General features: G+C 45.7%; 17 protein-coding genes. 9 read left to right on the forward strand and 8 right to left on the reverse strand.

What is annotated here, in order from left to right:
* The first annotated feature begins 41 nt into the window (after positions 1-41).
* From LPB140_RS05370 to LPB140_RS05380, 3 genes are read left to right on the forward strand one after another with little or no spacing between them, the layout of a single operon-like run.
* Complete coding sequence (locus tag LPB140_RS05370) at positions 42-1592, forward strand: tryptophan halogenase family protein (RefSeq protein ID WP_072560447.1); 1551 nt, start codon at positions 42-44, stop codon at positions 1590-1592.
* Entirely contained in the window at positions 1589-3136 is a 1548-nt protein-coding gene (locus tag LPB140_RS05375; protein WP_072558971.1) for a tryptophan halogenase family protein, read from the forward strand. Before LPB140_RS05370 ends, LPB140_RS05375 begins: the two co-directional genes overlap by 4 nt.
* Positions 3137-4147, forward strand: a complete 1011-nt coding sequence (locus LPB140_RS05380; protein WP_072558972.1) for a cupin-like domain-containing protein — start codon at positions 3137-3139, stop codon at positions 4145-4147.
* Here the strand turns inward: LPB140_RS05380 and LPB140_RS05385 are convergent.
* Genes LPB140_RS05385 through LPB140_RS05395 form a run of 3 tightly spaced genes read right to left on the reverse strand, consistent with a single transcriptional unit; the run spans position 4144 to position 8356 of the window.
* Entirely contained in the window at positions 4144-5640 is a 1497-nt protein-coding gene (locus tag LPB140_RS05385; RefSeq protein ID WP_072558973.1) for a tryptophan 7-halogenase, read from the reverse strand. The two genes, LPB140_RS05380 and LPB140_RS05385, sit on opposite strands and share 4 nt — an antisense overlap.
* On the reverse strand, positions 5637-7160 hold the full coding sequence (locus LPB140_RS05390; protein WP_072558974.1) for a tryptophan halogenase family protein: 1524 nt from the start codon (positions 7158-7160) through the stop codon (positions 5637-5639). Before LPB140_RS05390 ends, LPB140_RS05385 begins: the two co-directional genes overlap by 4 nt.
* Positions 7161-7204: 44 nt before the next feature.
* On the reverse strand, positions 7205-8356 hold the full coding sequence (locus LPB140_RS05395; RefSeq protein ID WP_072558975.1) for an endo-1,4-beta-xylanase: 1152 nt from the start codon (positions 8354-8356) through the stop codon (positions 7205-7207).
* Positions 8357-8534: 178 nt separating this feature from the next.
* On the opposite strand from LPB140_RS05395, the gene LPB140_RS05400 reads away from it, so the two are divergent.
* Positions 8535-9617 (forward strand): LacI family DNA-binding transcriptional regulator, encoded by a 1083-nt coding sequence (locus tag LPB140_RS05400; RefSeq protein WP_335682208.1) that lies wholly within the window; start codon positions 8535-8537, stop codon positions 9615-9617.
* A gap of 48 nt (positions 9618-9665) precedes the next feature.
* Here LPB140_RS05400 and LPB140_RS05405 read toward each other — a convergent pair whose 3' ends face one another.
* Together LPB140_RS05405 and LPB140_RS05410 are read right to left on the reverse strand one after the other, a co-directional pair.
* Positions 9666-10817, reverse strand: a complete 1152-nt coding sequence (locus LPB140_RS05405) for a hypothetical protein (protein WP_072558976.1) — start codon at positions 10815-10817, stop codon at positions 9666-9668.
* A 1-nt stretch (position 10818) separates the two neighbouring features.
* On the reverse strand, positions 10819-11859 hold the full coding sequence (locus LPB140_RS05410; protein ID WP_072558977.1) for a glycoside hydrolase family 5 protein: 1041 nt from the start codon (positions 11857-11859) through the stop codon (positions 10819-10821).
* 81 nt (positions 11860-11940) lie between these two features.
* Here LPB140_RS05410 and LPB140_RS05415 point away from each other — a divergent pair, with 81 nt between their 5' ends.
* The 3 genes from LPB140_RS05415 to LPB140_RS05425 all read left to right on the forward strand — a co-directional run bounded on the left by LPB140_RS05415 (position 11941) and on the right by LPB140_RS05425 (position 17198).
* Entirely contained in the window at positions 11941-14457 is a 2517-nt protein-coding gene (locus LPB140_RS05415) for a glycoside hydrolase family 3 protein (protein WP_072558978.1), read from the forward strand.
* Positions 14458-14558: 101 nt separating this feature from the next.
* Positions 14559-16055 carry a carotenoid oxygenase family protein gene (locus tag LPB140_RS05420; protein WP_072560468.1) on the forward strand — a complete coding sequence of 499 codons (1497 nt, stop codon included), beginning with the start codon at positions 14559-14561 and terminating at the stop codon, positions 16053-16055.
* A gap of 33 nt (positions 16056-16088) precedes the next feature.
* Positions 16089-17198, forward strand: a complete 1110-nt coding sequence (locus LPB140_RS05425; RefSeq protein ID WP_072558979.1) for an S-(hydroxymethyl)glutathione dehydrogenase/class III alcohol dehydrogenase — start codon at positions 16089-16091, stop codon at positions 17196-17198.
* A 56-nt stretch (positions 17199-17254) separates the two neighbouring features.
* On the opposite strand, the gene lgt is transcribed toward LPB140_RS05425, so the two are convergent.
* On the reverse strand, positions 17255-18064 hold the full coding sequence (lgt, locus tag LPB140_RS05430; RefSeq protein WP_198024178.1) for a prolipoprotein diacylglyceryl transferase: 810 nt from the start codon (positions 18062-18064) through the stop codon (positions 17255-17257).
* Positions 18065-18218: 154 nt separating this feature from the next.
* Between lgt and LPB140_RS05435 the strand changes: the two genes are divergently transcribed.
* Positions 18219-18599, forward strand: coding sequence for a VOC family protein (locus LPB140_RS05435; RefSeq protein ID WP_072558981.1), 381 nt, complete (start codon positions 18219-18221; stop codon positions 18597-18599).
* A 20-nt stretch (positions 18600-18619) separates the two neighbouring features.
* Positions 18620-19462 carry a formyltetrahydrofolate deformylase gene (gene purU / locus LPB140_RS05440; protein WP_072560470.1) on the forward strand — a complete coding sequence of 281 codons (843 nt, stop codon included), beginning with the start codon at positions 18620-18622 and terminating at the stop codon, positions 19460-19462.
* Between the two features lie 72 nt (positions 19463-19534).
* Here purU and LPB140_RS05445 read toward each other — a convergent pair whose 3' ends face one another.
* Together LPB140_RS05445 and LPB140_RS05450 are read right to left on the reverse strand one after the other, a co-directional pair.
* Positions 19535-20341: a DUF1295 domain-containing protein gene (locus LPB140_RS05445; RefSeq protein WP_072558982.1), complete on the reverse strand. Its 807-nt coding sequence runs from the start codon at positions 20339-20341 to the stop codon at positions 19535-19537.
* A gap of 15 nt (positions 20342-20356) precedes the next feature.
* Complete coding sequence (locus LPB140_RS05450; protein WP_072560472.1) at positions 20357-20953, reverse strand: lysophospholipid acyltransferase family protein; 597 nt, start codon at positions 20951-20953, stop codon at positions 20357-20359.
* Between the last annotated feature and the right edge of the window lie 111 nt (positions 20954-21064).

Below are 21064 nucleotides of genomic sequence, written 5' to 3' on the forward strand. Positions count from 1 at the left end.
GATATTTTTTCGTTTCAAGAAAATGGATGCAAAATAGTCACATGATAAAAAATGACAGTTCATTTATAGGTAGCGCAATTAAGGACATAGTCATTGTAGGCGGGGGCACAGCGGGATGGATGGCCGCCGCAGCATTTAGCCGTTTTTTGGATAATGGAAACCGCAATATCACGCTGGTTGAATCCGAAGAAATTGGCACTGTTGGCGTGGGAGAGGCGACAATTCCCGCGATAATCAATTTTAACAAAATGTTGGAAATATCTGAAAATGACTTTTTACGCGCCACGCAAGGGACGTTTAAATTGGGCATTGAATTTGTCAATTGGGGACAGGTTGGCGATTCCTATTTCCATCCATTTGGCAATTATGGTCAAGATTTGCACGGCATAAATTTTCATCAATTATATCTGCGTGAACATGCATTGGGTGATAAAAGGTCAATCTCGCAATATTGCATGTCGGCCATGGCAGCACAAAATGGCCGTTTTGGCAGGGCAAGCGCCAATGCACGTTCGCCCGTTTCGGAAATATTTTACGCCTATCATTTTGATGCGTCTCTATATGCAAAAATGCTGCGCGAATATGCCGAAAATAATAAGGTAAATCGGCAAGAGGGCCGCGTTGTCGATGTGGTCAGGCACGCCGAAAATGGCTTTGTCGAATCGGTTATATTGGATGATGGCCGCAAAATATCAGGTGATTTATTCATTGATTGTTCGGGTTTTCGCGCTTTGTTAATTGGCGATGCATTGGGCGAGGAATATGAAGATTGGAGCAAATGGCTGCCCGTGGACCGCGCCTTTGCCGTGCCGACGACAAATATTATGTCGCCAGTTCCCTTTACCCGTTCAACGGCGCATGAAGCAGGCTGGCAATGGCGAATCCCCTTGCAACATCGCACTGGCAACGGCCATGTTTATTCCAGTAAATTTATACCGGATGACGTGGCGCAGCAGATTTTAATGTCCAATTTGGAAGGTGAGCCACTGGCCGCGCCCAAACAGCTGCGCTTCACAACGGGGCGGCGCAAAAATAGCTGGAGCCATAATGTTGTGGCGCTTGGCCTATCGGGTGGTTTTTTGGAGCCGCTTGAATCCACCAGCATTCATTTAATTCAAAATGGCATTGCACGATTATTTGCCCTATTCCCTGATAAAGGCTTTAACCCAATTGAGCGCGAAGAATATAATAAAGGGATGAGCGAGCTTTATGAGGATATTCGCGATTTCATCATCCTGCATTATCATGCCACACAAAGGGAGGATTCCGAATTTTGGCGTTATGTCAAAAATATGTCCATTCCCACCTCATTGGAACGCAAGATGGATTTGTTTAAAAGCCGTGGCCGCGTTTTTCGTGAAAATGCCGAATTATTCGGCTTGCCCAGCTGGGTCGCGGTAATGCTGGGGCAAAATATATGGCCCTATGGATGGGACACATTGGCAGATGCATTGGATGAAGGCAGGGTCAGGGACGCGATGCGCCAAATGCGCGATGTATATGCTGCCACTGCGCAGGCGCTGCCCACCCATGAGGAATTTATAAAAATGTCGGGCGCATGGGCCGCGGATGACGAACGGATGCTAAAATGACACAGGATGATATGATCCAGCGCATTGTCATTGTCGGCGGGGGCACGGCGGGATGGATGGCGGCGGCAGCATTTTCGCGCGTTTTAGGGGCGATGCCCGGTCTTTTAATCACGCTTATCGAATCCGACGCCATTGGAACAGTGGGCGTGGGGGAGGCGACAATCCCCGATATTTGCCTGTTCAACAATTTATTGGGCATCAATGAAAATTTATTTATGCGCGAAACAGGCGCGACATATAAATTGGGTATAGAATTTGTCGATTGGTATAAAAAAGGGCATAGCTATGTCCACCCATTTGGCAATTATGGCATTGATATGTTGGGTATTGAATTTCACCATATGTGGCTGCGCGGTTTATCAATTGGCGATAATTCAAATATTGATGAATATTCCATTGCAACGATGGCAGGAAAAATGGAGCGCTTTATGCGTCCAGATGTCAATCAACCCAATTCGCCGCTTTCCAAATTTAGCTATGCCTTTCAATTTGATGCGGGCCGATATGCCCAATTTTTACGCCGTCGTTCACAGGCACAGGGCGTCGAGAGAATAGAAGGCAAAATTGTTGATACTTTGCTGGACAGCCAAAACGGGCATGTGCGCCATGTTCAATTGGAGGATGGAAGCAAGATAGAGGGTGATTTATTCATTGATTGTTCGGGCTTTCGCGCTTTGTTAATTGGCGGGGCAATGGGCGTTGGGTTTGAAGATTGGACCAAATGGCTGCCCTGTGACCGTGCGGTTGCCATGCCATGCGCCTATCCAAATGGGCAAAGCGGCGCGGATAGCGAGCCATTAACGCGTAGCATCGCACAGCCTGCGGGCTGGCAATGGCGCATCCCCCTGCAACATAGAATTGGCAATGGCCATGTTTATTCCAGCGCCCATATGAATGCGCAGGAGGCGGAGAAAATATTGCGGGATAATTTGGATGGTGAGGTTTTGGGGGAGGCAAATCATATCCGCTTTACCGCCGGCCACCGGAAAAAAGCATGGGTAAAAAATGTCATTTCATTGGGTCTTTCGGGCGGGTTTTTAGAACCACTGGAATCAACCGCCATTCATTTGGTTCAAACCGGCATTTCCAGAATATTGACATTATTTCCGACGCGGAAATGTAACGTCAAAGAAATTGAACGTTTTAATCAGCAATCAATCGAAGATTATGTGACCATAAGGGATTTTTTAATCCTGCATTATAAAGCGACCAGCCGAGATGATAGCGAATTTTGGGATTATTGCCGCAATTTGGAACCGCCCAGTGGATTGGCCGATAAATTGGCGATGTTTGAATCTTCGGGCCGTGTTTTTCGCGAAAATAATGAATTATTTACTGAGACAAGCTGGCTTTCCGTCATGGTCGGACAGGGGGTTAAAGCAGGCGGATATCATCCCGCCGCGCATTTAATTTCAGAGGTTGAGACCAAAGAAAGGCTGCGCCATATTCGCGGCGTCATAAAACAAACCGCAAATGCCATGCCGGCACAGGCCGATTTTTTGCGGCAGCAGGGCGCAATTATGCCGCAGGAGGAAATGAAGTAAATGGTGCAAATTTGCCCGCCACAAGAAATAAGAATATGCGAAAATATAAGTGATGAAATTTTTCACAATGAAATTCGCACGGCCCATCAACCCGTTATTTTGCGCGGGCTGGTGGCCGATTGGCCCGCCGTCCATGCCGCAAAAATGGGTGATGAGGCGATGGCTGCCTATTTGAATGAATGCGGCACGACACAGCCTATAACCGCTCTTGCCGCGCCGCCATCTGCCAAAGGCCGATTTTATTATAATGATGAAATGACGGGATTTAACTTTATTACCGCAAAGGGGAATATGGCGCAATTTTTGCAAGAATTGCTGCAAGAAAATAAAAAAGACGAAGGCTTTGCCATGGCCGTACAGTCGGAGATATTGCGGATAATTTCGCCGCCCTTTGCCATGCAAAACCGGTTGGACCTATTGCCCGATGTGGATGCCCGCATTTGGATTGGCAATAAAGTGCGGGTGGCAACCCATTTTGACCTTAGCGAAAATGTGGCATGTAATGTTGCGGGGCGGCGAAAATTCACGTTATTTCCGCCCGATCAGTTGGCAAATTTATATCTTGGGCCAATGGAGCTTACCCCCGCCGGAACGCCGGTTTCTATGGTTGATCCGCAACATCCCGATTTGGGAAAATATCCCCGTTTCGCAAAGGCATGGGAACATGTACAAACCTCCATATTGGAGGCAGGAGACGCGCTATATATACCCTATGGTTGGTGGCATGCGGTGGATAGTTTGGACAGTCTTAATATATTGGTCAATTATTGGTGGAATAACCCGCATATCAAAATGGCATCCCCCTATGATGCATTATTGCATATGATTGCCGCCTATCGCCATTTGCCGGACCATCAAAAGCAAATTTGGCAGAATATTACAAATAATTATGTGTTTTCTAAAAATGACGTTGCGGCCCATTTGCCCGAACAATCAAAGGGGATGTTGGCGAATTATTCGCCTTTATTGATTGAAAATATGATAAACCATTTAAAGCGTAGCATAGCTTAAACCCGATTATCCATCACGGACCTTATCCAATCAAGGTAGTTTGCTGTGTTTTCAATGACATATTTTGCGGCTTCTTCGGCCTGTTTTATCATTGCCATTTTTTGCTGAGATGATTGCGCGGTATAGAGGGCAGATGGCTGTGATGGGATGGACAGGGCGTGGAGCATATTGGCCCAAATTGCAGGCTGCATCGGGGCTTCTTCGGTCAGGGGGATGCGGCCGCGATGGGTAAATTGTTGCTGCAATGCCAATGTTTGCGGCGTTTTTGATAATGTGCTTACATAATCAGCAAATGGCGTTTCGGCCTGTGGCAGGGAAAGATAATGGCTGGCCAGCCAAGTTTGAACGCCCATAGTCATTAAATTTGCGCGGCGATTATATTCATCACGTTCTTGCGGGATGATATGCCGTCCGGGCAATAATTCCAATAATAGGGATAAATGCCGATGCGCAAGGTCAAGGTTAATGCCGCCAATGGGCTGAAAACTTGCCGCCGTATCGCCAAGGGCAATGGCATTGCGGACAAAGGGTTGTTTTAATGCCCCTGAAATAATTTTGACCAAATGGGGGGTTTTCGCGCCTGCTTGCTTAAAAATATTTTCCACTTCCAAATGATTTAAGTCCGATGGTTGTGCAAAAATATGCTGCACAAAATCACGCCCGCCAATTTTACTATGGACGCCAAAATCGGTTAAAATTGCATGATCCTCCAACGCCAAAACGGGGGTGTCTTGCACCGCCATATAAATATGATCACAGGGTAAAATATCACTCCATGGGTCGAGTATCGCCTCTGGCAATTCGCGCATTAACCAACGCATTGGGCCGCTGCAATCAATGAATAAATCGGCATCAATTTGCCCTGCATCATCTTTTAATATAACTGCATCAACATCGCCATTATTTTTGAAAATGACATTTTGGGGCAAATGCGGCGCATATTGCACGCCAAGCGTCGTGGCATATTCGATTAACATTTCACGATAGGCAGGAACATTCCAACGCAGCCCATAATCAATTTGCGATGTCGGATAGGATTGATTATTATCAGATAGGGCAAATTTACCCGTCGCCGCCAATATTTCGGCCTGATTTAATATTTTATCACTGTTCTGATTTTGTCTATTTTCGGCGTTAAAATTACCAATAAATGCCTCCAACGGCATTTGGTCAATATTATCATATCCCGCCACGCCGTCATGGCCATTTTCATTCCAATTTATATATCGGTTCACCAATTTATGGCTTGCGCCAGCTTTTTTTGCCAAAGAAATGTCATTGATGCCCAATTGTGCATGCAATTTATTGGTAAATGGCATGGCATTGCCAATATTTGCGGTGAAATTTGCCGGATCATTATGGCATGGAATAACCCTTATCTCCGCCAATGGGTTTGCACGTTTCATGGCGATGGCCGCCAATATGCCCAGCTGGCCATCACCAATGATTAAAATTGATTGCAATAGCTGTCTTGCGGGCGCATCTGCGGTCATTCAATATCTGCCAATCTTTTTGCATGATTGTGTAAATATGCGCGGTGAGACGGCATATTATTCACCTGTTTAGAAATTGCATTCTTCAATGAATGTAAAGCCCGAAACAGACCATCCTGATTTCCAATTTCTGTTCGTGGGTCAAATCCTGTTGGATAGATATTTTGCCCTAAATAAACCGCGACCCAGCTGGGTTCATAAAATAAACCTTGTGAATATTTTGAAACATGGCCGCTTTGCCGCCACAGCTCCATTTTCTCGGACAGGCTATGGGGTATCTCCATCGTGCGAACATGATCCCAAAATGGCGTGTCGTCACGTGTGGTGGCATGATAATGCAGGATGAGGAAATCACGGATACGGTCATATTCCATATCGACCAATTGGTTAAATGCATCGCGGTCAAATTGCTGTATCACCCCATTTTTCGGGAATAGCTCAATGAAATTGGTAATCGCCATTTGCGCCAAATATATGCTGGTGGATTCCAATGGCTCTAAAAATCCACTGGACAGGCCAACTCCAATAACATTTTTGATGAATGATTTTTTGCGTCTTCCTGCTTTAAATTTTAATAATTTTGGCTCGGCCAATGGCTTACCTTCTATGGCATTGATAAGCGCATTTTTTGCTTCATCATCACTTAAATATTGGCTGGCATAAACATATCCATTGCCAATGCGGTGTTGCAGGGGGATACGCCAACGCCAGCCTGCGGGCATGGCAATGGCCCTAGTATAAGGTTCAATTTCATTTTCATTTTCGGCGGTACATGGAACGGCGACCGCCCGGTCACATGGCAGCCAATGTGACCAATCTTCCCATTCTGCGCCCAATGTCTGGCCCAATAACATGCTGCGAAACCCCGAACAATCGATAAAAATATCGCCGGAAATTTGGTTGCCACTTTCCAGAATCAATGTTTCAACATTGCCATTTTCAGGGTTTGTTTGCACATTATTGACGCGCCCTTCGACACGCTTTACCCCCTTGGCTGTTGCAAAATCACGCATGAAAGGGCCAAATAGAGTGGCGTCAAATTGATAGGCATAGCCATAGGTAGAGGCCAAGCTATTATCCGATGCGGGCGGCGCAAATTTATTGGCCAATGCCGCCGCAACGCCCATAGAATAATCACCAATTGACCCAACATCGCCGATATTTTTTTGGGCGGCCAACCAATAATGATGAAAAGGCACGCCGGCCAATGCATCACCAAAACTGCCAAATGGGTGAATATAGCTGTCGCCTATTTTGCCAAAGTCACGAAAATCAATGCCCAATTTATAGGTGGCATGGGTGGCGCGCATAAAATCCGCTTCATCAATGCCCAATGTTTCCACAAAATGCCGCAAATGGGGCAGGGTGGCCTCCCCCACGCCGATAATGCCAATATCTTCAGATTCAACCAATGTCACATCGACCTGTGCCCCCAACATTACAGCCAATGCAGTGGCAGACATCCATCCCGATGTGCCGCCGCCTAAAATGACTATTTTTGTGGGGTTTTGGATGTTCATATATATATTTCAATCATATAAATTGGGCTTCCCCTTTAATATATTTAACGTTTTGGCGCATGTGATAATGATTGGCTTATACTATCATAAAGCGGCTTTTTATTAAAATTCATATCATAGGGCAGGGGACGTTTTGGCATGCCATCTTCGCGCAAAGGCTTAAAATCTTGTAACCATGAATATGGATCGCACATCCCCCATAGCAAAAATTCTTTCACCTGAGGATAATTAAACATCAGGTCCAAATATTCTTTGGCATAGGCAGCGACGGCCGCGTCCCTTATCCCGATATCTGCGGGCAATAATTGATCATTAACATCAAATTCGGTGATTAAAATATCATATCCCATGGCGGTGACTTCGTTTAAAAATTCGCGCCATGGTGCGCTTTGTTTCGCCACTTGGGAGGCGACACTGCCCATATTATCCAATCTTATATGCGATTGAATGCCCAATGCATCGACGGGCACGCCGCGCTTTTTAAACCCTTCTAAAAGGGATAGGACACCTTTTCTATGCCCCTCATTTCCATCTTCCCAGCTCATATAATCATTATATACTAATTGCGTATTTGGCGCATGCTGGCGCGCGGTATGAAATGCCAAATCAACCAGTTCCAACGTGCCGCCCATTGCCCGCGACAAAGCGGTAGAGGCAAGTTTATTTTCAGGCAACACGGTTTCATTGACCACGTCATAGCTTTTAATCATGCCTTTATATCTTTGGCAGACAGCGGCGATATGGCGGGTTAAAATATGCTCCGCTTCTTTAATTGGATTTGCACCAAAATCATATTCCTCCAGCCATTTTGGCATCCATTCTGGCCGATGCCATAATAATGTATGGCCGCGAATATCCATATTATTTGCGCGGGCAAAGGCGACCTGATCGTCAAAATCGGTAAAGTCAAATTCATCCACATGGGGGCGGATGGCCTGCCATTTCATTTCATTTTCCGCGACAATCATGCCGCAATCATTTTTCAATAATTGGGTATATTGCGGGTTTTTGAACGAGCCACTATTCGCCGGACCAGATCCGGTTGCACTGCCCACATTTATACCACGCGCCTTGCCAATTTGGTGCAGGCCGCCAGTTATTTTAGGCATTTTTGCAGGGGATAGGGATGTTGGCACTGTGCTGCAACCTGCGGTGAACAATGCTACGCCGCCAATCATAACCTCTCTTCTTTTCATTTTTCTCTCTCCACTTTTACGCCCAAAATAAAATATGTTTAGGCGGCCTCATTTTTATTTTTATTTGCCATATATCAAATATGATGTGATTTTATGATAGCGCTACCATTAAACAAATTTTATCATAGGTCAATCGGCCTGTGGAAAAAATAGACTGGCTAGCAATTATCAAAAAAATATGTCACATAGACAATTCCTTAATGAAGAAAATGACATGAATATAAAATCATCACGTGGCCAAAAAAATGGGGCAACCATCGCAGATGTGGCAAAGGAATCTGGCTTTTCACCCATGACGGTATCGCGGGTTATCAATGGCGAAAGCCATGTCAAAGACGCGACCAGAGAGGCCGTGATGGCGGCGGTTAAAAAATTGGATTATTCGCCAAATTTGGCGGCCAGAAGCCTTGCCGGGGCAGAACAAGTTCGCGTTGGTTTATTATATAGCAACCCAAGCGCAGCCTATCTTAGCCGGTTTTTGGTCGGATGCCTTGAACAGGCGCGTGAAAACCATATCCAATTGATTATTGAAGATTGCGGTTCGGAATTGGCCGCGATTGACGCGATTAAAAAATTAAAAGCCAGCAATGTTGACGGTATCATTATGTCGCCGCCATTATGCGATTCCAAAAATGTGTTAAGGGCGATTGAGGAAGTTGGCATGTTGGCGGTTGTCATCGCCAATTGGCGGCCTCCTTCGGCGGTTTCGGTTATTCGTATTGACGATATTGGCGCGGCGCGGGCGATGACAAATCATATTATTTCACTTGGCCACCGCGATATTGGTTTCATTATTGGTAATCCCACCCATATGGCCAGCCATGAAAGATTGGTGGGATTTCAAGAGGCGTTAAAAGAAAATAATATAAATTTGCCAGAGGAATATATTGAACAAGGCAGTTTCACATATCGTTCTGGTTTGAAAGCGGCGGAAAAATTATTGAGCCTGCCCAAACCGCCAACTGCCATTTTTGCATCAAATGATGATATGGCCGCCGCCGCCGTGACGGTGGCGCACCGCCGTCATATGGATGTGCCCAAGGATATAACAATTTGCGGATTTGACGATACTGATTTTGCCCAATCCATTTGGCCGGAATTAACCACTATCCACCAACCCATTGCCAAAATGTCGCGCGAGGCGGTTAATATGTTGGTGGAACAGATAAGGAATAAAAGGTCAAATAAGGAAATTGGCTCGCTTGACCTTCTTTTGGATTATACCTTTGTAAAAAGAGAGTCCGATGCAGCCGCACCATGATTATTTAATATATTAAAAATCATGAATATTGGCATATCGGATGCCCATTCATTCCCCAATTTGCGGACCGGAATTTAATATAAAAACTTGCCCAATTTCGATTGATTGTTTTTGCGCACCAAAATGAAGCGCTAACGCACCCTTGCCCGCAGGAATATCCATATTTGCGCGGGTGCGGATTTGCAGCAAACGCCAATTTGATGAAATATCAATCATATTGTCGGCGAAACCGGCATAGGGCGCTTCGTTAATTTGCACCCTTATCCCCAATTTTCCCGGCGTTGCTTCTCCATTATTGGGTGTGGTGCGCGCTAAAATGGCAATGGTTAAAATATCATCTTCTTTTATATGCTGTTCAATTGGGACGATAGCGCCAATATCATATATATTTGCCGCTTTTTCCATGGTGGTCATTTGAAATGCCATACCGCCTGTGCCTGGAATATTGGGCGATGGCACCATCATATGTTTTGCGCCATTTCCAAATATGGACCATGCTTTATTTGCCGAATTGGTAATTAAAACGCCCTTACCCTCCAATTGGGGGAGTAGCGCGGTGGTCGCGCTTTGCGGGCGTGGGCCGGTTTCGGGCATGGCGGTTTTCGTGCCTGATAAAATTATGGTTTGGCCAATTTCAATTATCTGCTCTGCACCTGCCAATTGAAAACCGACAACAGCATCGCCCTTTGCAATATTCATCGTGGATTTTGCACTTATTTCATATAGCCGCCATTCCTTGCCAATAATTTGTTTGGTCTCGCCAAACCCATCATAGGGCGCGGCATTTTGTTGAAATCGCACGGTGACAATGCCTTGTCCATCCTTTGTTTGGGCGGAAATGGTGCGCGCATAAAATGCAATCACCACATCATCATTTTTTTTAATCGCGGCGGTAATGGGGACATTTGCCCCGGCATCATATGGCTTTGCCCCCATTTTATTGATGGTGAATTTAATCGCGGCCTGCCCGCCAGGGATGCTAGATCCGGTCACCGTTTCGCTTTGTAAGATGCTGCCAAAACTATCCCATGCAAGGCTGGTCGGATCATTGATTAAATCACCGGGCAGGGCATCGTCCAATACCTGAAGTTCTGGCGTTAGTTGTTTTGCAAATATTGCCGTGGGGGCAGCAAAAATTATCGCGGTGCCAATGAAGGCAGTGCAACGTAAATATTGATATAGATGATTTTTGTTTGGCATATTATTTTCCCTCTTCATCCTTACCCTCTTTCAATCCCATGGCATCCAACATTCCCGGCACCCATTTTTTTGTGCTGCTGTCATATAGGGGGAATGTATTGGTATATGCCCATGCGCACATGCCAATATTCACTTCATCAAATGCCTGCCTTACCGCCTTTTGATATTTTACCCGTTGTTCCAAAGGAACTGGGCCATTGGCGCCAAATTCGCCCATAAAGGGGGTTTTGCCTGTTTGGGCGATATAATCTTTAATTTTCTGCACATCGGCTTTTAAATTGGCCTTGTCCTCCTTGCTGCCATATTCGCGGCCCATGGGGGGCGGATTGTCCACCCATGTTGCGCCCTGATGGGTAAAATCAAATGGATCATAATAATGAAATGTCGGGATTATATGGGGATCATCGGGCAATTTTAATGTTTGCAGCGATTTAATCCCGCTCCAAAATTCGCCCCCAATAATAACGGGACGGTCAGGGTTGCTTTTGCGAATTTCATACAGGGCAGGGGTTAAAACATCCAATAAATTGCTGTCATTAAATTTATCATGCGGTTCATTTTCAATTTCAAACCACAGATTTTCGGTGGGATAATCGGCAAAGATAATGGCGATTTGTTTCCACATGGCGGCCAATTTGGCAATATTTTTCTCGCTTGGGTCGCTGTGGATTTCTTCAAAATGATGGCTGTTCAAAATGATATTTAAATTTGACTGTCGCGCATTATCCACCACATATTTTATACGTTTCATATATTTTGGATCTATTTTATATTCCGGCGCATCACCGGATGGACCATCAACCATATGGGTGGACCACCGCACGGGCAGCCTGATCGTATTAAATCCGGCCTTTGCGATAATTTCAAAATCATTATCGGCAATTTTACGTCCGCCAAAACCTGCTTCGGTGGGTGGTTCAAAATGATTGCCCATATTGATGCAGCGGCCAACGGGCAGGCTGTCTGTTTTGGCAATTGCTGGCATATTTAATGTAAATATCGCCGCGCCAATGGCGCCGGCAAATAAAAATTTACGCATCATTTCATTCCCTCTCTCTTTATCCAAATTTAATATAGACTATTTGAGATGATAGCGCTACCATAAATTTAAGAGGAGAAAATTATGCGCAAGAAAATTATTTTGGCTTTGCTGGGTTCGGCGTTATTATTGCCAGCATCGACATTTGGCCAAAGCGAAATAAACAATCAAGCCCCGCAACAAATGGGACAGGCCAATCCGCAAAATTGGCCCATTGGTAATGACCCTGTACCACGGAATGCGAAAATAGAGCGCCAAATAAAAAAATTATTGGCCAAAATGTCGTTGGAACAAAAGGTCGGTCAAATAATTCAGGGCGATATTGATAATACAACCCCCGAAGATGTGTATCAATATCATTTAGGGTCGGTGTTAAATGGCGGCAATAGTGCGCCGGGCGATAAACAATGGGCCAGTGCGGCAGAATGGTTGGCCGATGCGGATCGATATTATGATGCATCCATGCGCCGCCATGGTAAATTACCGCATATCCCCCTTACATGGGGCAGTGATGCAGTCCATGGCCATAATAATGTTATCGGCGCGACATTATTTCCGCATAATATTGGCCTTGGCGCGATGCGTAATCCAGAATTGATGCGTAAAATTGGCGAGGTAACTGCCATGGAAATGCGCGTCACGGGGTTGGATTGGACATTTGCGCCAACTTTGGCCGTGGTGCGTGATGACCGATGGGGACGTGCTTATGAGGGATATTCCGAAAATCCCAATTTGGTGGCAAGCTATGCCGGGCCTTTGGTGGAGGGGATACAAGGCAAAATTGGCGATGCGGATTGGTTAAAAGGCGCACATATTGTGGCCACGGCGAAACATTTTGTGGGCGATGGCGGCACCGTTGATGGCAAGGATCAGGGCGATAATATTTCAAGCGAAGCGGTGCTTCGTGACCAACAGGCCGCCGGATATATGCCCGCGATAAATGCTGGGATTCAATCAATTATGGCCAGTTATAATAGCTGGCATGGTGAAAAAATGCATGGCAATAAATCATTATTGACCGATGTGCTGCGCGGCCGAATGAAATTTGGCGGTTTTGTCGTGGGGGATTGGAATGGGCATGGACAAGTTGCAGGATGCACACCGACAAATTGTGCGGCATCATTTAATGCCGGATTGGATATGTTCATGGCACCCGATAGCTGGAAAGAGCTATATGCCAATATATTGCAAGATGTGAAGCAAGGCAAAATATCCAAGGCCCGCCTTGATGAGGCAGTGGGCAATGTGCTGCGGGTGAAATTACGTGCAGGATTATTTGAATCGGGCCGTCCATCATCACGGCCATATGCAGGACAATTTGATAAAATAGGATCGGATGAGCACCGCGCCATTGCACGCCAAGCGGTGCAGGAATCAATGGTCCTATTGAAAAATAATGATGCGGTTTTACCCTTAAAATCTGGGCAAAAAATCCTTGTCACGGGGGATGGCGCGAATAATCATATGAAGCAATCGGGCGGCTGGACGCTTTCATGGCAGGGAACGGGGTTAAGCGAGGCCGAATTTGTCGGCGCTACCACCATTGGCAAGGCGATAATGCAAGCCAGCAATAATGAAGCAGTGATAAGCGAGGATGGAGAATATAAGCAAAAGCCCGATGTGGCGATTGTGGTTTTTGGTGAAGATCCCTATGCTGAATTTCAAGGCGATGTTCCCGATTTAATGTTCAGGGATAAGCAAGATAATCTCGCTTTGTTGAAAAAATATCAACAAGAGGGCATTAAAACCGTGTCCATTTTCCTGTCTGGACGTCCATTATGGGTGAATGAGCATATTAACGCATCGGACAGTTTCGTGGCGGCATGGTTGCCAGGTTCAGAGGGCGGCGGCGTGGCCGATATCTTATTTGGCAAGGCAGATTTTAAGGGCAAATTATCATTTAGCTGGCCCAAATTGGCGAACCAATATCGATTAAATGTGGGGGATAAGGATTATGATCCTCTATTTCCCTATGATTATGGATTAAGTTATAAAGACCGCAAAAATATGAGCCAATTAAGCATAAATAGCGGATTGGCCGCAGGGTCGGATTTGCCCGTTGGCACATGGTTTGAACGGGGCAAAGAAGGCGCAGGATTGTCATTTTCCACCATTCAGGGTACAAAATTTGAAAAATTGATAAATGGCATTGGCACCAATGATACGCCATTAAGGTCATTGGCGATGGACCGCCACCGTCAAGAAGATGCGCGCCGTTTCATCTGGTCAGGAAAATCGCCCGCGACCCTTGTTCTGGTTGGGGAGGGTGCATATGATTTAAGCCGCGAAAGCAACGGCGCGGTGGCAATTGAAATTGATTATCGCGTGAATAAAATTGGCGATGCTCCAGTAAATTTAATCTCCTATAATATCGGGCCACAGGCCGCAGGAAATGGCATAGATATTAGCGCGATGTTGAAAATGCCCGCGCCAGGGGAATGGAAAACAATGTCTGTCCCGCTTTCCTGTTTTGAAAAACAGGGATTGGATATGACAAAAATTGCCGTGCCTTTGGGCATAAGCACGCAAGGCGTATTGGATATATCAATTTCGCGGGTTGCATTGGGCAGTTCGGCCAATGGATTGGTCAAGTGCCAATAAGATAAATAAGCTGCACGTGAAGAATATCATGTCTGGCTTATTGCTTAATCTTCATCAATGATGCAGTCTGATATTCATGATAAATGGATGAGGATAAAATCATGGCTGCAACATTGGTGGAGCAAATTAAAAGCACATTAAAACCCAGCGACAACCCCTATTTACAAGGGGCATGGACCCCGACGCATAATGAATGGGACGCGCAATATAAAAATGGTGATGTGGAAGTTATTGGCCAAATCCCCCATGATATAGAGGGGGTATATATTCGCACCGGTGAAAATCAGGTGCACGAACCAATTGGCCGTTATCATCCATTTGATGGCGATGGTTTCATCCACAGCATGTCGTTCAAAAATGGCAGGGCAAGTTACCGCAGCCGTTTTGTTCGGACCAAGGGTTTTGAGGCGGAAAAGGAAGCGGGCGGTTCAATTTGGGCCGGATTGATGGAGCCGCCGCATAAATCAAAACGCCATGGTTGGGGCGCGCAACAATGGTTAAAGGATTCATCCTCCACCGATGTCACCGTACATGCGGGCAAAATTATTTCCACATTTTACCAATGTGGAGAGGGATATCGGCTAAACCCCTATACATTGGAACAATTTGGCACAGAGGGGTGGGTACCGTTGGACGGGATATCGGCCCATTGTAAAACCGATGAAAATACGGGCGAATTATTATTTTTCAACTATTCCAAACATGCACCCTATATGCATTATGGGGTTGTTGGCGCGGATAATAAATTAAAACATTATGTTCCTATTCCCTTGCCCGGACCACGTTTGCCGCATGATATGGCCTTTACAGAAAATTATGCCATTTTAAATGATATGCCATTATTTTGGGCGCCGGAATTATTGGAAAGAAATATTCACGCCGCGCAATTTTACCCCGATATGCCCACCCGTTTCGCGATTATCCCGCGATTGGGCCAGCCAGAGGATATTAAATGGTTTGAGGCTGCCCCCACCTATACGCTTCATTGGTTAAACGCATATGAGGATGGTGATGAGATAATATTGGATGGATATTTTCAAGAAGAACCCATGCCAAAATCCTATATTGGTGCGCCGGAGGGCTTGGAGCGGATGATGGCCTATCTTGACCAGATATTATTAAAGCCAAAATTACATCGCTGGCGGTTTAACATGAAAAGCGGTGAGACAATTGAGGAAAGATTGGATGACCAAATTTTGGAATTTGGCATGATTAACCAAAAATATGCGGGCCGAAAATATCAATATGGATATAGCGCCGTGCCAGAGCCCGGCTGGTTTTTATTTCGCGGGCTTGTTAAGCATGATTTGCAAAATGGCACGCGTGAAGAAGTACAATTTGGCGAAGGACGATTTGGCAGCGAAGCCCCCTTTGTTCCCCGCATAAATGCCGTGGATGAAGATGATGGTTATATTATTTCCTATATTGCCGACATGAATTTGGACCGCAGCGAATGCGTGATATATGATGCCAAAAAATTATCCCAAGGGCCGGTGTGCCAAATCATCCTGCCTGAAAGAATATGTTCAGGGACGCATTCAACATGGGCCAATTATGACAGCATCGGCATGGGTCAAAACACGACAATTGCCGAATAAGAAATCTAAAAAATAGTAAGAGAGAAATATAAAATGAAAACCCGCGCCGCCGTCGCCTTTGAGGCAAAAAAGCCCCTGGAAATTGTTGAATTGGATTTAGAAGGACCAAAGGCGGGCGAGGTTTTGGTTGAAATAATGGCAACGGGTATTTGCCATACCGATGCCTATACTTTGGATGGATTTGATAGCGAAGGAATATTCCCATCGGTTTTGGGGCATGAGGGCGCGGGCATTGTACGCGAAGTGGGCGCGGGCGTGACCAGCGTGTCGGTGGGTGATCATGTCATTCCCCTTTACACACCCGAATGCCGCCAGTGTAAAAGCTGTCTTTCTGGTAAAACCAATTTATGCACCGCCATTCGCGCGACGCAGGGCAGGGGCGTGATGCCCGATGGGACAACCCGTTTTTCCTACAAGGGCGCACCTGTTTATCATTATATGGGATGTTCGACATTTTCCAATTTCACCGTTTTGCCCGACATCGCATTGGCCAAAATCCGCACCGATGCCCCATTTGACAAAAGCTGTTATATTGGATGCGGCGTTACAACGGGTGTCGGCGCGGTTGTCAACACGGCAAAGGTAACGCCGGGTTCAAATGTCATTGTCTTTGGCCTTGGCGGTATTGGGTTAAATGTGGTTCAGGCGGCCAAAATGGTCGGCGCGGATAAAATTATCGGCGTGGATATAAATGATGAAAAGGCCGAATGGGGCCGCCGTTTTGGTATGACAGACTTTGTAAACCCGTTAAAGGTCGCAGGCGATTTGGTGGCGCATTTGGTCGGCTTAACCGATGGCGGCGCGGATTATACATTTGACTGCACGGGCAATACCGATGTCATGCGAACCGCGTTGGAGGCATGCCACCGTGGGTGGGGCGTTTCCACCGTTATTGGTGTGGCAGAATCTGGCAAGGAAATTTCCACCCGTCCTTTTCAATTGGTAACGGGTAGAGTGTGGCAGGGCAGCGCCTTTGGCGGAGCAAAGGGGCGCACCGATGTTCCCAAAATTGTCGATTGGTATATGAACGGTAAAATCGAAATTGACCCCATGATTACCCATGTCTTGACATTGGAAGAAATAAATAAGGGTTTTGACCTGATGCATCAGGGTAAAAGCATCCGGTCTGTGGTGATATTTTAACGCATTTTATTTTAAGTGGGGCGGGCCAATTTGGGCTGGCCAAAATGGGCGGTAAATTACACCGCCCGTTTTTTTGATGTGATGAGGAAATATAGCCCGAAAAATATCATGGGGATGGTGAGGACTTGCCCCATGGACATGCCCAATAATCCATTGACGCCTTCATCCGGTTCGCGGAAAAATTCCACTCCAAAACGGGCAACCGCCGACAAAATGGCGAATGTGCCGACCAGTAAGCCAGGGCGGTTTCGCGCATCTGTGCGCCAAAACATATAAAATAATATCATGAAAATCGCCACGCCCTCTAATCCAGCTTCATATAATTGGCTGGGGTGGCGGGGTAAATTATCGGCATCTGGAAAAATAATTGCCCACGAAACATCAGTAGGTTTTCCCCATAATTCGCCATTTACGAAATTCGCAAAACGACCCAAAATATGACCGATGGGGTAAACACAGGCCAGATAATCGGCCACACGGATTAAGGACAGACCCTTTTGTTTGCAAAAAATGAAAAGCGCAATTGAAACGCCAATGACACCGCCATGAAATGACATGCCGCCATTCCACATTTGCAGGACCTTTATCGGGGTTAAGAAAAGCTCTGGATTATAAAAAATGCAATAGCCAAGCCGGCCCCCCAAAATAATACCCAAAACGGCATAGATAATGAAATCGTCAATATTATCCTTTGAAATGGGGCTACCCCCTTTCTCGGTTAATTTGGCAAAATACCACCAACCCAATAACACTCCGCCAAAATAGGCAAGGCTGTACCAACGAATTTGGAAAAAGCCCAAATCCAGCGCAATGGGTGACAGGCCAAGATCGTCAAAATGGATTGCTTGGGATGTTGCGGCAGCCATAACTGGCAGTAAATTTATAATATCGTGCATGTCACTCTCAAATTTTTTTTGGCCATAGCATTGCTAATCATATTATTCTAACTACTTTAACAAAAGAATTTCCGACCAAATTTCATTTGGGCCAAAATCGATATAAAGGAGAGAATATATGAGTATGTTTAGCCATGTCATGCTGGGCATGAATGATGTTGAGGCAACCAAGAAATTTTACGACGCCACCATGGCTGTTCTTGGCTATGGTGAGGGGGTAATTGACCCCAAGGGACGTTTATTTTATTTTGATAAACGCGGCACATTTGGGCTTTCCATCCCCATTGATGGTAAGCCAGCATGTGCGGCAAATGGCGGCACAATTGGTTTTGCGGTGGATAGCGCGGAAATGGCCGAGGCATGGCACGAAGCTGGACTGGCCAATGGTGGCACCGCAATCGAAGATCCCCCAGGTATTCGCGAAGGCGGCAGCATGAAAATGCATCTTGCCTATTTGCGCGATCCATCGGGCAATAAAATTTGTACATTGCTGCGAATGGGATAAAATTGGACGATCATCAATATATATTGACCTTAACCTGCAAGGACCGCACCGGAATCGTTTCGGCCATTGCAGGTTTTTTGGCAGCGCGTGATGGCTTTATTTTGGATAGCCAGCAATTTGCGGATTTAGAGCATGGAAAATTTTTCATGCGTGTGTGCTTTCGTGGCGATGGAGCGGCATTTCCACAAATGGATGTGCTGCGCACCGAATTTGAACATGTGGCCCAAAAATTTGGGCTGGATTGGGAATTGGTCGATACATCCATTTTACCCAATGTGGTGATTGCCGTGTCAAAGGGCAGCCACTGCCTGCATGATTTATTATATCGTTGGCGTTCCGGCGCATTGGCGGTGAATATAAAGGCGGTGGTGTCCAACCATGAAAATCTGCGCGATTTAGCACAATGGCATGATGTGCCCTTTCATTATCTGCCTATGGGGCATGAAGGAAAGGCCGCGCAGGAACAGCAAATTTTGGATGTTTTAAGCCAATATGATGCCCGCTGGTTAATTCTTGCCCGATATATGCAGATTTTAAGCAATGACATGGTCGAAAAATTATCGGGTCGGTGCATCAATATTCATCATAGTTTCTTGCCCAGCTTTATCGGCGCAAGGCCATATCATCGCGCGCATGATCGCGGGGTGAAGTTAATTGGCGCGACCGCCCATTTCGTCACGGCGGATTTGGACGAAGGACCGATTATTGAACAGGCGGTTGACCGTGTTGACCATCGTGACACGGTGGAGGATATGATCCGCATTGGCCGTGATATAGAAGCGCAGGTTTTGTCCCGCGCGGTTAAATGGGTTGCAGAAAGCCGGGTGCTGTTAAACGGTAATCGGACGGTTGTATTCAAATAAAATTAGTGCAATTTTGCTCTATAATAGGGCGCGTTATGAAAATAGCGCGTCTTATTTTTTGAGGCTGGTCTGTTATTTTTTAGGCGGCAAAGGAAAAAATCTTGAAGTTTTGGCGATATATTCATCATATCCGGGGCGCGTTTTGGCCATGCCCCGTTCCAATAAAGCCGCACCGGACCATTTGACCAATGTAAAGTTTAGGAAAATTGGCCCGATGATAGTGGCCAGTGCCAGCATGGGAGTGGTTAGGGCAAATTGCGCCACCCATATGCCCCACCAAAAACAGGCATCGCCAAAATAATTTGGATGGCGCGTATATCGCCATAAGCCGCTATTCAGCACCTTGCCCTTATTATCTGGATTGGCGCGAAATGCCTTTAACTGTGCATCACCAACCACCTCAAAACCAAGACCGATAAGCGCAATAATAATTCCTAAAATGGCAAAAATGCTTGACCCGCTTTGGCTGTTGCCCGCGATAATCGCAATTTGAGCAGGCAAGCAAACAATATAAAGCAAGGGTGCTTGTAATAAAAACACCTTTAACAAAGCCGTTTTATTCCAACTCCACCCTTTGCTTTCCATGCTATGCGCCATGATTTTGGTATAGCGCGGATCTTCGCCAAATTCGCGCCAACGCGTAAATAAATGCCAGCCAAGCCGCAATCCCCAAATGGCGGTTAACATGTAAATTGCGATGGCAAAATAATCTTGATTATAACTGTGAAACCATGATGAAAATGTCATGACAACCATGCCCATTGGCCAAACAGCATCAATGAAGGATACATCCTTTATTCGCGTCGAATATCCCCAGCATAATAATATAACAAATAATAGGATGATGGCATTTAGGGTTAAGATAATGGGTATCAACATTGCTTTTCCTTAATTTTATTCAGCTTCCGCAATATTTTTTGTGGCTTTATCAGGATGCCGTGCGACGATATTTTCATAATATTTTGCGATAATTTTCATGTCGGCCTTATAATCCCCACTGGGCATGACTGCGCCAATAATACCGCCTATTTTTGTGGAATAATCCATCATGCCCAATAAAATGGGCACTTTCGCGCCAAAGGCAATGTGATAAAATCCAGTTTTCCAACCCTTTACACTGCTTCTTGTGCCTTCCGGCGCAATGGTCAGGCGAAAAACATCCCTTTTTGCAAATTCGTCAATCATTTGTTCAACATAATTTTGTTTGCTGGCCCGATTAACGGGCACGCCGCCCATATCCAGCATGAAATTGCCCATTGGCCAGCGAAACAGGCTGTCCTTTGCCATAAAATGTGGCATTATTCCCAAATCCTCGGTCAAACCAAGAAAATATGGAAAATCCCAATTGCTGGTATGCGGTGCGGCAACCAAAACAAATTTGGGCGGTAATTCCACATCAAGCCGCGCTGTCCAGCCATGACGGCGATACATGCTGACAATTTTTTTGCGGAGCCATTTTGATAAAGCACCCACTTTTTTTTCTTTTTTCACCCAAAATCTCCAAATATGCGTATAATTCCAGTAAAAATATTTGTTCATTCCAAAGGAATTTCGCAAAAAACTTGAGTCTATTTAATGAGGGGATTAAGAAAGACTCATAAC

The sequence above is a fragment of the Sphingorhabdus lutea genome (assembly GCF_001889025.1).
Taxonomy (GTDB): Bacteria; Pseudomonadota; Alphaproteobacteria; order Sphingomonadales; family Sphingomonadaceae; genus Sphingorhabdus_B; species Sphingorhabdus_B lutea.